This window comes from Burkholderia cepacia ATCC 25416 (assembly GCF_001411495.1).
Taxonomy (GTDB): domain Bacteria; phylum Pseudomonadota; class Gammaproteobacteria; order Burkholderiales; family Burkholderiaceae; genus Burkholderia; species Burkholderia cepacia.
Genome location: NZ_CP012981.1, coordinates 2,079,614 through 2,095,008, shown reverse-complemented (window position 1 = coordinate 2,095,008; position 15,395 = coordinate 2,079,614). Strand labels below are relative to the sequence as shown.

Sequence of the window (15,395 nt, the reverse complement as noted above, 5' to 3'; positions counted from 1 at the left end):
TTGGGTAGGGAGTGGTGTCAGAACCATTGCTCGAACCACTCCGTGTTCCTGACTGGCGCGGACACTTAGGCGGTGTCCACTCCGGGAACCATGGCACCGGGAAGTCATGCGTTTTCCCAGCGCCTTTCTTTTGGTTACTTTTCTTTGGCAAGACAAAGAAAAGTAACCGCCGCCCCGCGCAGGGGCGACGCTAATAGACCGACAAGCTCACAGGTGCTTCACGACAAAAGCAAGCACACTGCAAAAAAACCTGAAATCAATCCTTCCCACGCTCGACGAGCGCCCCACCCCGTGGTTCACTGCCCCCACCGGTCTGCTTCTCGAGCCACGCTCGCCGATCCTCCCGAGGCGTGACCCCGAACCTCTCGCGGTACGCGTTGGAAAAATGCGCAGCAGAAGAAAACCCACAGGCGAGGCTAACCTGCACAACCGACTTGCTGGTCCGCTGCAACTGAGTCCGGGCCTTGAGCAACCGGAGGTTGAGGTAATACTTCGAGGGCATCGCCCCGAGATACTGTCGAAAGAGCCGCTCGAGCTGCCGGCGTGAAACGCCGACGAGTTCGGCGATCTCGTCGGTCGTCAACGGATCCTCGACATTGGCTTCCATGAGCAGCAACGCATCGTTCAACCGAGGATGCCGCTCGCCCGGCGCAGTCACAAAGGGAATCCGCTGCCGCTCTTCGCCGCTCCGCAAAGTCCCGACCCCGAGTGCATCGGCAATCCGCTCCGCGAGGTCCGCCCCATGTTCCCGGCCAATCATGGCCAGCATGAAATCCACGGTAGCCTGCCCGCCCGCGCACGTCGCGCGATCCCGGTCGATCTCGAAGATCTGCTGCGTGACGATCGACCGCTCGAATTGTTCGGCGAACTGCTGATACGTCTCCCAGTTCACGCTCACCCGGTACCCGGAAAGCTGCCCGGCCATCGCCAGCCACCACACGCCATGATGAATTCCGGTCACGAGCGGCGTGCGCTGCCCGACCCGCGCGAGACTCGCGAGAAACAACCGATAGTCGGCAAACTGCTGAAACCGCTCCGACACGACGATGACCCAGTCGCACGCGATCGCATCGTTGAACGCCGCATCGGCATGCCACTGCGCACCGCCGGCAAGCGGCACGGGCCGCCCGTCCCACGAACACACCTGCCAGCGATACAGCAGCCGCCCGTCGATCTCGTTCGCGAGGTTCAGCGCATCGACGATCGGACCCACGCCCGACATCGACACGGGCGGCAATGCAACGATCGCCACCTGCATCGTGCGGGTGGCGCCTGCGGGACGAGACACCGGTACCACGTATGAAACCCGCCCTGTCGCGTTACTTGAGACTGCCCGACAGGAACTGCTTCAGCCGCTCGCTCTGCGGGCGTACCAGCACTTCCTTCGGATCACCCTCTTCCTCGGTCCGCCCCTGATGCAGGAACATCACATGATTCGACACGTTGCGCGCGAAACCCATCTCGTGCGTGACGACGATCATCGTGCGGCCTTCCTCGGCGAGCTTCTGCATCACTTTCAGCACTTCGCCCACCAGTTCCGGGTCGAGCGCCGACGTCGGCTCGTCGAACAGCATCACGTCCGGATGCATCGCCAGCGCGCGCGCAATCGCCACGCGCTGCTGCTGGCCACCGGAAAGATGCGACGGATACTGCTTCTCGACGCGCGGCGGCAAGCCGACCTTCTCCAGGTACTCGCGCGCGCGCTCCTCGGCTTCCTTCTTCGAAATGCCGAGCACGTGCACCGGCGCTTCCATCACGTTCTCGAGCACATTCATGTGTGCCCAGAGGTTGAAGTGCTGGAACACCATCGCGAGCTTCGTGCGGATGCGCTGAAGCTGCTTGTGATCGGCGACTTCGAGCGCACCGGCGCGGTCGGTCTTCGTGCGCACGGTCTCGCCGTCGACGACGATCTGCCCCGCATTCGGCCGCTCGAGAAAATTGATGCAGCGCAGGAACGTGCTCTTACCCGAGCCGCTCGCGCCGATGATGCTGATGACGTCGCCGGCCTTCGCGTTCAGCGATACGCCCTTGAGCACCTCGTTGTCGCCGTAGCGCTTGTGAATGTCGACCGCGGCAAGCTTGGTGGAAGCGGACGCGCTCGTTTGAGTGATCTCGGCCAACTGGCTCTCCTCGAAGTGAATCAATGACGGGCGGCCGCGAGATACGCGAGCCAGTGGCGCTCCGCGCGGCGAAACGCCGCGACGAGTGCGAACGATACCGCAAGATAGATCAGCGCGGCGATTCCGAACGACTGGAACGCCATGTAGGTCGCGGAATTCGCATCGCGTGCGACCTTCAGGATGTCCGGCACGGTCGCCGTGAACGCGACGGTGGTCGCGTGCAGCATCAGGATCACCTCGTTGCTGTACAGCGGCAGCGCGCGGCGCAGCGCCGACGGCAGGATCACGCGGCGGTACATCGTGAACGGCGACATCCCGTATGCCCGCGCCGCCTCGACCTCGCCGTGCGGAATCGCGCGGATCGCACCCGCGAAGATCTCGGTCGTGTACGCGCAGGTGTTCAGCGCGAACGCGAGAATCGCGCAGTTGAAGCCGCTGCGGAAGAACGCGTCGAGCAGCGAGTGCGACCGCACGAACTCGAGGCTGTACATGCCCGTGTACAGCAGCAGCAACTGCACGTAGAGCGGCGTGCCGCGGAACACGTACGTGTAGAACCGCACCGGCGTCGACACCCACTTGTTCTTCGACACGCGCGCGACCGCGAGCGGCACCGCGCACACGAAGCCGAGCGAAATCGACGCGACGAGCAGCCACAGCGTCACCGCGAGGCCGGAGAGGCGCTGGCCGTCCCAGTAAAGGAACGCCTGGCCGAATTCCTGGAGGATCTCGATCATAGTTCTGCGTGCCGCACGCCCATGGAATAACGCTTCTCGAGCTGGATCAGCACGAGGTTGGAAACGGTCGTGATCGCGAGATAGATCAGCGCCGCGACGAGGATGAAGAAGAACATGTTGAACGTGCTCTTGCCGGCGTCCTGCGCGGCCTTCACGACGTCCGCGAGACCGATGATCGACACCAGCGCGGTGGCCTTCACGAGCACCTGCCAGTTGTTGCCGATGCCCGGCAGCGCAAAACGCATCATCTGCGGAAACATGATCCGCACGAACACGCGCATCCCGCTCATCCCGTAAGCCGCACCGGCTTCGAGCTGGCCGCGCGGCACCGACAGGAACGCGCCGCGGAACGTCTCGGTGAAGTACGCGCCATAGATGAAGCCGAGCGTGAGCACGCCGGCCACGAACGGGTCGATGTCGATCTGGTCCCAGCCGACGAAGTCGGTGAACTGGTTCAGCCAGATCTGGATGCTGTAGAACAGCAGCAGCATCAGGACGAGATCGGGCACCGAGCGGATCAGCGTCGTATAACCGGTCGCGATCGCTCGCAGCACCCGGTTGTGCGACAGCTTCGCCACCGCGCCGATCAGCCCCAGCGCCACCGCAGTGGCGAGCGACAGCACCGACAGCTCGATGGTCTGCACGGTGCCGGCCCAGAGGACAGGACCAAAGCCGTAAAGGAACACGCGCGTCTCCAGAGTTGGAATGGATGCCGACGCGTCTGCCTGTCCCGCGTCGGGCTGACGCGGATAGTCGCAAGCGAAATTGATTGCCTCAAATCACCCGGCACGCGATTGCTGCGTCGCAACAATCCGTTCCATCATTTTCAACGGCGACCTACACCGCTGTTTCAAAAGGAAAAAAGCCGCTCCCTGACAACCGGATAACGGCCAGGGAAGCGGACTTTTTGCAATTTTCCGGTCGCTTTTTCGATATAGCACCGAAGAAGACGGTCGGGCTTACCGCCCCTTCAGGATGTCGGAACGCGAAGTCGTGTAGACGAGCCCGTCCGGGCCGAAATGGACGTTGAAGAACGCGTCGGTGTTGACGCCGTCCTCGAGCCAGCGCCAGCTCCAGACCGTCTCGGGCTTGAGCGGATACTGCGCGATGTCGCCGGGCTTGCCGAGCAGGCGCCGCACCTCGTCCTCGTTCATCCCCGGGCGCACTTTCGCGAAATTCTCGGCGGTCAGCACCTGCGTCGCGCCCGTGTAGCGGCCGTTCGCATCGAGGTCGACGAACCACGTCTGGTTGCCCATCGGGCCGCGCGGGTATTCGAGACGCTTCGAGCCGTCGGTGAAGTCGCGCTCGGTCTCGGGCTTGCCCATCGTGCCGCGCACGTCGGCCTCGGTCGATTCGCCGGCCTTCAGCCCCTTCAGCAGCAGCGGCGCGGGCTTGATCGCGTTGAAGAAGTCCCTGATACGTTGCACGTCGAGGTTGCCTTGCTTGTCGTCGCAGCCGGTCAGCGCCAGCGCGGCGGCCAGCATCGTCACGGGGAGCAGCCGGAAACGGAAATTCATCGGAAGAAATGCGCGTCGAGAAAACACGCGGCAAGGATACCCGCGCGACGCCAAAAGCGCGAGACGGGCGCGCGGCCCGTCTCGTGGTCAATGCATCGTTTCGGTTTCGGATTCGGCCACGCGGCCCGTCGCGTGCGGCGCGCGCGGCACGGCCGGCGGCGCACCGATGCTGCGGCGCGTGCGCACGAGTTCGGCAAGCTGCCACGAACCGAGCGCGAGGCAGCCGAACAGCACCTCGCGGCCACGCTTGACCAGCGCGAGCGACAGCGCCGTCTCGCGGTCGACGCCGAACATCTGCGCGAGCAGCACGACGGTCGCCTCCTGCACGCCGAGGCCGCCCGGCACCATGAACGCCGCATGGCGCACGGCCTGCGTCATCGCCTCGATCGCGATCGCGCCGCCGATCGACACCGGATGGCCGAGCAGCGCGAGCGCCCAGTAGATCTCGAGCGCGCCGAGCACGTAGCCGGCCAGCTGCCAGAAGAACGCGCTGAACAACAGGCCCGTGCGCGACATCAGCGCATCGATGTCGGCATCGAGGCGCTTGCCGTCGACGCCCTGCAGCAGCCGGTGCGAATCGCCGAGCAGGCGGCCCGCGAAACGCTCGATCGCGTGGAAGATCCCGCCGCGGCGCATCAGCACGACGCCGAGCACCGGCAGCGGCAGCGTCAGCAGCAGCGCGAGGCCGATCGTGCCGCCGCCCATGTTGTCCGTCGTCGCGAGCAGCAGCACGAGGCCGAGCGCGGCAAACGCATACTGGACGACGATCGTCACGAGCACCTCGACGATCACCGACGCCGTCACGCGGCTCGCGTCGGGCACCTGCCAGCGCGCGAGCCGGATGCCGACCAGCTCGCCGCCGATCCCGACCACCGGCAGCAGCCGGTTCACGGCTTCGCGCACGGTCGCGATCCACCAGAGGAACGGCAGCGACGAGCGCTTGTCGAGCAGCAGGTGCCACGCGTAAGCGTCGAGCAGCAGCGGCAGCGCGTGGAACGGTACGAGCCACAGCAGCGCGTAACCGGCGCGCGCGAGCATCTGCGACACGTCGCCGATGCCTTCGTGCAGCCCCAGCGCCAGCAGGATGCCGATGCCGAGCGGCCAGCCGAGCCATTTGATCCACTTGATCATGACGGCTGCGCTCCCGGTGCGCGCGCCGCCTGCCCGCCGCGCCGCGACGCCGGCTGGCCGAACACGTCGGCAAAACCGCCGGTCGCGACGCCCGCGGCCTTCAGCGCGGCCGCGACGCGCGGCGACAGCAGCGCATCGAGTTCGTCCACCGGACGGTAGCCGGCCATCGTCGGCGTGATCGGGCCGTCGCCGGCCTCGGCCGGATGGCAGTAGATCTCGCCGACGCCCGGCGGCAGCTTGGCCAGCGCGTCGAGCAGCACGGCCTCGTCCATCGCGCCCGTATGCTCGATCCCGACCACGTAGTCGTTGTGCGCGAGCCCCGCCCGGTCGAGCCGCGCGCGCACGAGCGCGATCCACGGCTTGAGCAGCGCGGGCGCGCTCGTCTCGTACGGCAGCCGCACCGCGCGCAGCCCGTAGTCGCGGCCGATCTCGATGATCAGCGACAGCACGGTCGGATGCAGGTGGAAATGCTTGTGCGCGTTCACGTGGTCGAGCGGCAGGCCGCTCGCCGCGAACGCGTCGAACTGCGCGCGAATCTCGCGGCGCAGCTGCGCCCGCACGTGCGGCAGGAAGAAGAAGCGGCAGCCGTCCTTCGCCATCGCGTCGCCGAACCGCCCATCGGGGCCGACGAGTGCGGGAATCTCATGCGCGGGCAGCGTGGCCGGCCCGTCCGCGAGCACGAGATGCAGGCCGACCGCGAGCGACGGCAGCCGCCGCGCGCGCTCGATCGCATCCGGTGCGGCGCTCGCGCCGACCATCAGGCTCGCGGCGTTCAGCACGCCGTCGCGGTGCGCGCGTTCGACTGCCGCGTTGACGCGCGGGTGCAGCCCGAAGTCGTCCGCGGTGAAGATCAGCGCCCGCGCCGCCCGCTGCGTCGCCACGGATTACGCCTCGTGCGCGCGCAGGAAGCGGAAGAACTCGACGCCTTCGCGCAGGCGGCGCTTCATCATGTCCCAGCTCGTCAGCATCTCGCGCACGATCTCCCAGATCTTCGACGGACGGAAGTAGAACTGGCGATAGAACTGCTCGAGGTGGTGATAGATCTCGTCGCGCGACAGGTGCGCGTAGCCGATCGCCGCGAGCTGCACACCTTCCTTGCTCACCAGGTTGATGGTCTTGTTCTCTTCCATCCAGCCGTTCTCCACGGCCTGCTTGTAGAGCGTCGTGCCCGGATACGGCGCGGCGAGCGAGACCTGGATCGTGTGCGGATTGATTTCCTTCGCGTACTCGATCGTCTTCTTGATGGTCTCCTGCGTCTCGCCCGGCAGGCCGAGGATGAAGGTGCCGTGGATCTTGATGCCGAGCTTCTTGCAGTCCGCGCTGAAGCGGCGCGCGAAATCGGTGCGCACGCCCTTCTTGATGTTCACGAGGATCTGGTCGTCGCCGGATTCGAAGCCGACCAGCAGCAGGCGCAGGCCGTTTTCCTTCATGATCTTGAGCGACTTGTACGGCACGTTGGCCTTCGCGTTGCACGACCACGTCATGCCGAGCTTGCCCAGGCCGATCGCGATCGCTTCGGCGCGCGGCAGGTCGTCGGTGAAGGTGTCGTCGTCGAACATCAGTTCCTTCACTTCCGGCATGTTGTCGCGGATCCACTTCGCTTCCGCGAGCACGTTCTCGACCGAGCGCGTGCGGTAGCGATGGCCGCTGACCGTCTGCGGCCACAGGCAGAACGTGCAGCGCGACTTGCAGCCGCGGCCCGTGTAGATCGACACGTACGGGTAGTTCAGGTAGCCGATGAAGTAGTTGTCGATCTTCAGGTCGCGCTTGTAGACGGGCGCGACGAACGGCAGTTCGTCCATGTTCTCGAGGATCGGACGCGCTTCGTTGTGCTCGATCGAGCCGTCCTTCGCGCGCCAGCTCAAGCCCTTGATCTCGGCGAACGGCTTGCCTTCGGCGATTTCCTTGCAGGTGTAGTCGAATTCCTCGCGGCACACGAAGTCGATCGCCTCGCTCGCCGTGAGCGAGTTGTGCGGATCGACCATCACCTTCGCGCCGACCATGCCGACCAGCATCGACGGCTTCATCTTCTTGAGATCCTGCGCGAACATCGCGTCGGTCGGGAACGACGGCGTGCTCGTGTGGATGATCACGAGGTCGTAGTCGTTGGCGATCTTCAGCGTTTCCTCGACCGACAGGCCGTCGGCCGGCGCGTCGACGACGCGGCTGCCCGGCACGAGCGCGGCCGGCTGCGCGAGCCACGTCGGATACCAGAAGGAACGGATTTCGCGCTTCGCCTGATAGCGCGAGCCGGCTCCGCCGTCGAAGCCGTCATACGAAGGGGCCTGCAAGAACAGCGTTTTCATGAATGCTCCGGTAGCCTGCATAGTTCGTTTCGTTACAACGATTCAGTCAAAAAACCGCGGGCCGCCCTGCCGGCGCCCGCCTCTCTGTCATGTCGCGCCGCGCGGCCTCGCCGCGCAGCGCGTCTCGGCCCTCGGGCCGGGTTCGACCGGAACGGCCCTAGCGGCCGTCCACTGCTTCCACGGCCGCCGTCGCGCGCTCGCCGCCGACGACCGTCATCCTCGCGCCGCGCCACACGACATGCGTGCCGAACACGGCCGCGAGCCACTCGAGCGCGAGCAGCGTGTCGCGCACCGCGACGAGCGGCAAGTCGCGCCAGAATGCGCGCCAGCCGTCCTCGCCGCGCGCGTGCAGCACGAGCCGCCCGAACGCGCCCACCACGGCCGCCCAGCCCGCCAGCGAGCCGGCGAAGGTGCCGTCGAGGCGCAGCGCGAGCGCCGCGCCGATCGCGAGCCACGGCACGGTGAACGTAATGAACAGGAACGCGAAACCGGCCGGGTTCAGCGAACGGATCGTGCGCAGCCAGCGCGTCTCGCGGTGCCAAAGCGGCCCGAACGACGGCTCGATCACGTCGGTCGCGACCTCGACCTCCGACAGCACGGTGCGGCGCCCGAGGCGGCGCGGCAGCTCGGCCAGCCAGAAATCGTCGGCCAGTTCGTCCTTCAGCACGGGAAAGCCGCCGATCCGGTCGAGCGTGTCGCGCGTCAGCGCGAGCGTCGCGCCGAAGCCGAAGCGGCTCGAGCGGCCGAGATGCGTGATCCGGACCGACGGCGCGAACCAGGCGTCGACGAACTGCGCGCCGATTCGCGTCCAGAACCCGCCGACGCTGCGCGCATGATACAGGCACGTGACGACGCCGACCGACACGTCGGCGAGCGGTGCCGTCACGCGCTCCAGATAATCGCGCGTCACCGCGATGTCGCTGTCCGCGATCACGATGCGGCCGTATTTCGCGCGTTCGGCGAGGTTGATCAGGTTGCTGACCTTCAGGTTCTTGCCGTGCACGCGCGCATCGATCACGAGCGTGATGTCGCACTCGGGGTAATCGGCGCGCAGCCGTTCGACCACGGCAACGGCCGGATCGGCCGCCGACGCGACGCCAAACAGTACTTCGTAACGCGGATGACGCTGCTCGCAGAACGTCGCGAGGTTTTCGTACAGGTGCGGCTCCGCGCCGCACAGCGGCTTGAGCACGCTGACCGGCTCGAAGCCGTCGCGCGCGGCCGTGCGCGGCGTACGCGGCCGCGGCGCGAACGCGGCGACGAGCGCATAGCCGGCCGCGGCCAGCGTAAAGACGATCAGGAGCCAGTCGAGCATCGTTGCGGTTGCCGTCATGCGCGAGGCCTCCCGGCGACCTGAACGCCATGGAAAACGCTTGAGCGCGATTGAGCGTGATTCGGTATTCCGACAACGACGAACGCGGGCACGACCCGACTCCTTGTTCCAGCAGCGTCTGTATATGAGGGAGGCTCGCCCCATCCTTCGGGTGTGGCCATGCCCGGCTTCGCGTGGGGCACCTCCGCGCGAAACCCGGACGAGATGCGGGAAGACTCGTATGGCTACCTTCGGCACAACATGGGCAGGCGCCGGATTTTAGCAGTCTGCGGCACCCCGCGCTCGGCGCTCCGAGAAACGGACTTGTGCAATTCCGGCAAAGCTGCGCAGTCGGCGAACCATTTGAGCGCACCCGCGTTCACGTTAGCGTAAGCGGTTTGCAGGCGTATTGCAGTCTTGAAAATCAATCGTTTCGTGCAAATTTGTACGTCGATGCGGATTCACATCCAATCGCCGTAAAGATTGGTAATTAATCGTCGATTGGATTGATTTTCGCAACGATCGCCGGATTCAGCCTTGCACCCCTGAAAGGCGCATGGGTATCGCGCCGCCCTCAGCAGGTTCCGGAACCCTTTGGCAAAATCCCTGGCATTTGTTGCGTAAGCGCATCACCCCGCCCCCCCTGTTCGAAGGCCAACCGATGACTCCGTTTTCCGTACTCGATCTCGCCCCCATTCCAGCCGGCGCCGACGCCTCCCAGGCTTTCCGCAATACCGTCGATCTCGCGCAGCACGCGGAACGCTGGGGTTACCTGCGCTACTGGCTCGCCGAGCATCACAACATGCCCGGCATCGCGAGCGCGGCAACGGCCGTCGTGATCGGCCATGTCGCGGGCGCCACGCAGACGATCCGCGTCGGGTCGGGCGGCATCATGCTGCCGAACCACGCGCCGCTCGTGATCGCCGAGCAGTTCGGCACACTCGCGTCGCTGTATCCGGGGCGCATCGACCTCGGCCTCGGCCGCGCGCCCGGCACCGACCAGACCACGTCGCGCGCGCTACGCCGCGACCTGATCGGCAGCGCCGATTCGTTTCCGGACGATGTCGCCGAGCTGCAGCGCTATTTCGCGGAGCCGGTGCCCGGCCAGCGCGTGCGCGCGGTGCCCGGCGCGGGGCTCGACGTACCCGTGTGGCTGCTCGGTTCGAGTTTGTTCAGCGCGCAGCTGGCCGCGATGCTCGGGCTGCCGTTCGCGTTCGCGTCGCACTTCGCGCCGGATTATCTGATGCGCGCGCTCGAGATCTATCGTGCGCAGTACCGGCCGTCGGCCGCGTGGCCGAAGCCGCATGCGATGGTCGGCGTCAACGTGTTCGTCGCCGATACCGACGACGAGGCGCGGCGCCTGTTCACGTCGCTGCAGCAGCAGTTCATCAATCTGCGGCGCGGCACGCCGGGCAAGCTGCCGCCGCCCGTCGACGTGCTCGAGGCCAACGAGCTCGAGCTCGCGACCGTCGCGCATTCGCTGTCGTTCGCGGCGGTCGGCTCGCGCGACACCGTGCGCGACAAGCTGCGCGACCGCATCGCGCAGACGGGGGCCGACGAGCTGATCGTCACCGCGCAGATCTACGATCACGCGGCACGGCTGCGTTCGTTCGAACTGACCGCGCAGATCCGCGACGAGCTCGCGAGCGAGGTGCGCTGACGGCACACGCCCGCGGCCGCCCCCGCGTCACTGCGGGTGCACGGCCTCCAGCCCGTCGAGCAGCGCCTTGTGAAACGCGTCCGGGTCCTGGATCTGCGGCGCGTGCCCGAGCGCGGGGAATTCGACGAGCTGCGCGCCGGGGATCGCGGCCTGCGTCCGCTTCGCGAGTTCCGGGTAGCGGCCGAGCTTCGCATGCACGTCGGGCGGCGACACGTCCTTGCCGATCGCGGTCGTGTCCTTGTCGCCGATCATCAGCAGCGTCGGCACGCGGATCGCGCCGAGTTCGTAGACCACCGGCTGCGTGAGGATCATGTCGTAGATCAGCGCGGAGTTCCAGGCGACTGCATCGCGGCCGGCGCCACGGTACATCCCGGCCAGCATCTGCACCCAGCGCTCGTACGACGGCGACCATTTGCCCGCGTAGTACGTGCCCTGCTCATAGCGGCGGATGCTGTCGGCCGTGGTCTTCTGCTCGCGCGCATACCAGTAGTCGACCGGCAGCGGCGGCACGCCGAGCGCCTTCCAGTCCTCGAGGCCGATCGGGTTCACGAGCACGAGCTGCTCGGTCGCCTTCGGATACATCAGCGCGTAGCGCATCGCGAGCATCCCGCCCGTCGAGTGGCCGACGATCGTCGCCGACTTCACCCCCACCGATTCGAGCAGCGCGTGCGTGTTGCGCGCCAGTTGCTGGAAGCTGTACTGGTAGCGATCGGGCTTCGACGACTTGCAGAAGCCGATCTGGTCCGGTGCGATCACGCGATAGCCGGCACGGCTCAGCACGCCGATCGTGTCCTCCCAGGTCGCCGCGCAGAAGTTCTTCCCGTGCAGCAGCACGACGGTGCGGCCGTTCGGGTGCGCCGGCGGCACGTCGAGATAGGCCATCTCGAGCGTTTCGCGTTGCGACACGAACGTATACACCCGCACGGGTGCCGGATAGGTGAACCCTTCCAGGCGCGGGCCGTACACGGGCCCGTCGTTGCCGGCGGGCGATGCGGCGGCCGCCGCGACAGGCATGGCGCACGCGGCGGCGACACCCGCGCCGAGCACGACGGCGCGCACGGCATACAACATCTTGCGAATCGAAAGCATGGCGATCACGGTGATTGGAGACGCACGCGGGCAGCCGGGCCGCCTCGCGCCACGCGATTCTACGCGGTCGCGCTGACGACGGCGCGCAACACTCCGGGGCCGCGCGACTTCCGCGCGCGCGACGAACTCGGGTATCGTGTGACGTGACCCTGAAACGCGTGCAGGCGATTCCCATGAAAAACGTCCTCAGCATTCAGTCGCACGTCATCTACGGCCATGCCGGCAACAGTGCGGCCGTGTTCCCGATGCAGCGCCTCGGCGTCAACGTCTGGCCGCTCAATACCGTCCAGTTGTCGAATCACATGCAGTACGGCCATTGGGCGGGCAGCGCGATCGATGCCGCGAAGATGGAGCAGCTCGTCGACGGCATCGCCGCGATCGGCGCGCTCAAGCGCTGCGACGCCGTGCTGTCCGGCTTCCTCGGCTCGCCGCCGCAGGCGCGCGCGGCCGTCGAGATCGTCCGCTCGGTGAAGGCGATGAACCCGAACGCGTGGTACTTCTGCGATCCGGCGATGGGCCAGACGGGCGGCATCCGGCCCGAGCCCGGCGTCGAGGAATTCATGGTCCAGGAAATGCCGGCGCTCGCCGACGGCATGTCGCCGAACCACACCGAACTGCAGAAGCTGGTCGGGCGGCGCATCGAAACCGTCGCAGAAGCCGTCGAAGCATGCCGCGCGCTGATCCGGCGCGGCCCGCAAATCATCCTCGTCAAGCACCTGCACGACCGCAACAGCCCGGCCGATCGCTTCAACATGCTCGCCGTCACCGAAACCGAGGCATGGATCGGCCAGCGCCCGCTGTACGCGTTTCCGCGCCATCCGGTCGGCGTCGGCGACCTGACCAGCGCGATCTTCGTCGCATGCCGGCTGCGCGGCGACTCCGTGCGCGCCGCGTTCGAGCACACGCTCGCAGCCGTGCATGCGGTCGTGAAGGCGACCTACGATGCACGCCGCTACGAGCTCGAACTCGTCGCCGCGCAGGACGAGATCGCACGCCCGAGCGAATGGTTCGGCGCGTGGGTGACGGACGCCTGACGTACCGGCATCGCCCGCCGCTTCAGCGGCGCGCGTCCCGCGCTTTCCCGTTGTCCTGCTGTCCTGCTGTCCTGCTGTCCTGTTGTCCCGCTTTCCCGCTCTACCCCCTGCATCACCACGACCGTTCGCGATATGCCCCGACGCAGCGTCGATATCGCTTCGACGCGGATGCAAACGTTTCCGGACTTCACATGAATGACACTGATTCCTCGCTATGCTCGCGGCGGCACCACCCGGCGCAGCCGCATCCTGCGACCCGAGTGCGCCCTTTCAGCAGGTCCCGCCAATCGGCTGTCCCTTTTACCCCACGATAACGACCATGACCCGATCGAACCGTCGTGACTTCCTGCGCGTCGCTGCCGGCACCGCCGGCGCCGCCGCGCTGAACCTGTTCCCGCCCGTGATCCGCGATGCGCTCGCGATTCCCGCGAACCGCCGCACCGGCACCATCCGCGATATCGAACACATCGTGATCCTGATGCAGGAGAACCGCTCGTTCGACCACTACTTCGGCACGATGCGCGGTGTCCGCGGCTTCGGTGACCCGCGCCCGCTGCGCCTCGCGAACGGCAAGTCGGTGTTCCACCAGCCGGTCGGCCCGGCCGAGCTGCTGCCGTTCCATCCGGGCGCGGACAAGCTCGGCCTGCAGTTCCTGCAGGACCTGCCGCACGGCTGGCAGGACATGCACGCGGCATGGAACAAGGGCCGCTACGACCAGTGGGTGCCGAACAAGGGCACCACGACGATGGCGTACCTGAAGCGCGACGACATCCCGTTCCACTACCAGCTCGCCGACGCGTTCACGATCTGCGACGCGTACCACTGCGCGATCCCGAGCTCGACCGACCCGAACCGCTACTACATGTGGACGGGCTACGTCGGCAACGACGGCACGGGCGGCGGCCCGGTGCTCGGCAACGAGGAAAAGGGCTACGGCTGGACGACCTATCCGGAAGTGCTCGAACAGGCCGGCGTGTCGTGGAAGATCTACCAGGACATCGGCACGGGGCTCGACGCGAACGGCTCGTGGGGCTGGACGCAGAACCCGTACATCGGCAACTACGGCGACAACTCGCTGCTCTACTTCAACCAGTACCGCACCGCGCTGCCCGGCACGCCGCTGTACGACAAGGCACGCACCGGCACCAACATCAGCGCCGGCGGCACGCTGTTCGACATCCTGCAGCAGGACGTGAAGAACGGCACGCTGCCGCAGGTGTCGTGGATCTGCGCGCCGGAAGCGTATTCCGAGCACCCGAACTGGCCGGCGAACTACGGTGCGTGGTACATCGAGCAGGTGCTGAAGGCGCTCGTGTCGAATCCGGACGTGTGGAGCAAGACCGCGCTCTTCATCACGTACGACGAAAACGACGGCTTCTTCGACCACGTGCAGCCGCCGTTCGCGCCGCAGTCGCGCGACAACGGGCTGTCGACGGTCGCGACGACCAACGAGGTGTTCCCCGGCGACGCATCGCACATGGCCGGCCCGTACGGGCTCGGGCCGCGCGTGCCGATGCTCGTCGTGTCGCCGTGGACGAAAGGCGGCTGGGTCTGCTCGCAGACCTTCGATCACACGTCGCTGCTGCAATTCATCGAGGCGCGTTTCGGCGCGCAATACCCGGTCAAGGCGGGCAACGTGTCGCCGTGGCGTCGCGCGGTGTGCGGCGACCTGACCGCCGCGTTCGATTTCGCGACGGCCGACGCCGGCTGGCCGACGCTGCCGGATACGAGCGGCTACGCGCCGCCCGACCGCCTGCGCCACCCCGACTACATCCCCGTGCCGCCGGTGCTCCAGAAGCTGCCGAAGCAGGAGGCCGGACTGCGGCCGGCGCGCGCGCTGCCTTACGAGCTGTTCGTGCACGGCCGCGTCGAATCGGTCAACGGCCTGTTCCGGCTGACCTTCGCGAACACGGGCCGGGCGGGCGCCGCGTTCCAGGTGCAGTCGCGCAACCGCCTCGACGGCCCGTGGGCGTACACGGTCGAAGCCGGCAAGCGGATCGCCGACACGTGGAGCGCCGCGGCGTCGCTCGGCCTGTACGACCTCGACGTGTACGGCCCGAACGGCTTCTACTGCCATTTCCGCGGCCCGTTCGCGACCGGCGTCGGCAGCGCGAACGTGAACCCCGAGGTGATCTACGGCTATGACGTCGCGAACGGCAACATCACGCTGCGCCTGATGAACCGCGGCCACAAGGCGGTGCGGCTCAAGGTCACGAACGCATACGGCCACGGCCGCGCGCGCACGTTCGATCTCGCGCCGGGCCAGCAGATCGACGACTACTGGGATCTGCGCGGCAGCCACGGCTGGTACGACCTGACCGTCAGCGACGGCCGGCTGCTCGGCTTCCTGCGCCGCTTCGCGGGCCACGTCGAGACGGGCCGCCCGAGCACCAGCGATCCGCTGATCCGCACGCACGCATCGCACGACGATGCCGAAGCCGCATCGGACGCGCTGTCCGACTGACGGCCTCACGTGAGGCGGCGCGGCCCCG

13 protein-coding genes are annotated in these 15,395 nt (G+C 66.8%); 3 read left to right on the top strand and 10 right to left on the bottom strand.

Translation table 11 applies throughout. The features are described 5' to 3' along the window. Nucleotides 1-256 precede the first annotated feature (256 nt). From APZ15_RS09610 to hpnI, 9 genes are all read right to left on the bottom strand, one after another. The gene (locus tag APZ15_RS09610) at nt 257-1,297 is read right to left on the bottom strand and encodes a GlxA family transcriptional regulator (protein WP_027787973.1); all 1,041 of its coding nucleotides are present in this window, start codon (nt 1,295-1,297) and stop codon (nt 257-259) included. A gap of 22 nt (nt 1,298-1,319) precedes the next feature. Next, nucleotides 1,320-2,120 (bottom strand): ABC transporter ATP-binding protein, encoded by an 801-nt coding sequence (locus tag APZ15_RS09605; protein WP_021163192.1) that lies wholly within the window; start codon nt 2,118-2,120, stop codon nt 1,320-1,322. 20 nt (nt 2,121-2,140) lie between these two features. Then, nucleotides 2,141-2,854 carry an ABC transporter permease gene (locus APZ15_RS09600; RefSeq protein WP_011351456.1) on the bottom strand — a complete coding sequence of 238 codons (714 nt, stop codon included), beginning with the start codon at nt 2,852-2,854 and terminating at the stop codon, nt 2,141-2,143. Beyond that, a complete protein-coding gene (locus tag APZ15_RS09595; protein ID WP_021163190.1) occupies nt 2,851-3,540 on the bottom strand; it encodes an ABC transporter permease in 690 nt (229 codons plus the stop codon). The genes APZ15_RS09600 and APZ15_RS09595 overlap by 4 nt, the downstream gene beginning before the upstream one ends. A 273-nt stretch (nt 3,541-3,813) precedes the next feature. Then, nucleotides 3,814-4,371, bottom strand: coding sequence for a lipoprotein (locus APZ15_RS09590; protein ID WP_021163189.1), 558 nt, complete (start codon nt 4,369-4,371; stop codon nt 3,814-3,816). 87 nt (nt 4,372-4,458) lie between these two features. Continuing rightward, the gene (locus APZ15_RS09585) at nt 4,459-5,502 is read right to left on the bottom strand and encodes a lysylphosphatidylglycerol synthase domain-containing protein (RefSeq protein ID WP_027787974.1); all 1,044 of its coding nucleotides are present in this window, start codon (nt 5,500-5,502) and stop codon (nt 4,459-4,461) included. Then, a complete protein-coding gene (gene hpnK / locus APZ15_RS09580) occupies nt 5,499-6,383 on the bottom strand; it encodes a hopanoid biosynthesis-associated protein HpnK (protein ID WP_027787975.1) in 885 nt (294 codons plus the stop codon). The genes APZ15_RS09585 and hpnK overlap by 4 nt, the downstream gene beginning before the upstream one ends. 3 nt (nt 6,384-6,386) lie before the next feature. Further along, the gene (gene hpnJ, locus APZ15_RS09575; protein ID WP_311768753.1) at nt 6,387-7,829 is read right to left on the bottom strand and encodes a hopanoid biosynthesis associated radical SAM protein HpnJ; all 1,443 of its coding nucleotides are present in this window, start codon (nt 7,827-7,829) and stop codon (nt 6,387-6,389) included. Between the two features lie 136 nt (nt 7,830-7,965). Beyond that, nucleotides 7,966-9,141: a bacteriohopanetetrol glucosamine biosynthesis glycosyltransferase HpnI gene (gene hpnI / locus APZ15_RS09570; RefSeq protein WP_027787977.1), complete on the bottom strand. Its 1,176-nt coding sequence runs from the start codon at nt 9,139-9,141 to the stop codon at nt 7,966-7,968. A gap of 640 nt (nt 9,142-9,781) precedes the next feature. On the opposite strand from hpnI, the gene APZ15_RS09565 reads away from it, so the two are divergent. Continuing rightward, nucleotides 9,782-10,780, top strand: coding sequence for an LLM class flavin-dependent oxidoreductase (locus APZ15_RS09565; protein ID WP_027787978.1), 999 nt, complete (start codon nt 9,782-9,784; stop codon nt 10,778-10,780). A gap of 27 nt (nt 10,781-10,807) precedes the next feature. Here the strand turns inward: APZ15_RS09565 and APZ15_RS09560 are convergent, their stop codons facing one another. Next, nucleotides 10,808-11,869, bottom strand: coding sequence for an alpha/beta fold hydrolase (locus APZ15_RS09560; RefSeq protein WP_027787979.1), 1,062 nt, complete (start codon nt 11,867-11,869; stop codon nt 10,808-10,810). 173 nt (nt 11,870-12,042) lie between these two features. Between APZ15_RS09560 and pdxY the strand changes: the two genes are divergently transcribed. Together pdxY and APZ15_RS09550 are read left to right on the top strand one after the other, a co-directional pair. Continuing rightward, nucleotides 12,043-12,903, top strand: a complete 861-nt coding sequence (gene pdxY, locus APZ15_RS09555; RefSeq protein WP_027787980.1) for a pyridoxal kinase PdxY — start codon at nt 12,043-12,045, stop codon at nt 12,901-12,903. Nucleotides 12,904-13,222: 319 nt separating this feature from the next. Next, entirely contained in the window at nt 13,223-15,367 is a 2,145-nt protein-coding gene (locus APZ15_RS09550) for a phosphocholine-specific phospholipase C (RefSeq protein WP_027787981.1), read from the top strand. Nucleotides 15,368-15,395 lie beyond the last annotated feature (28 nt).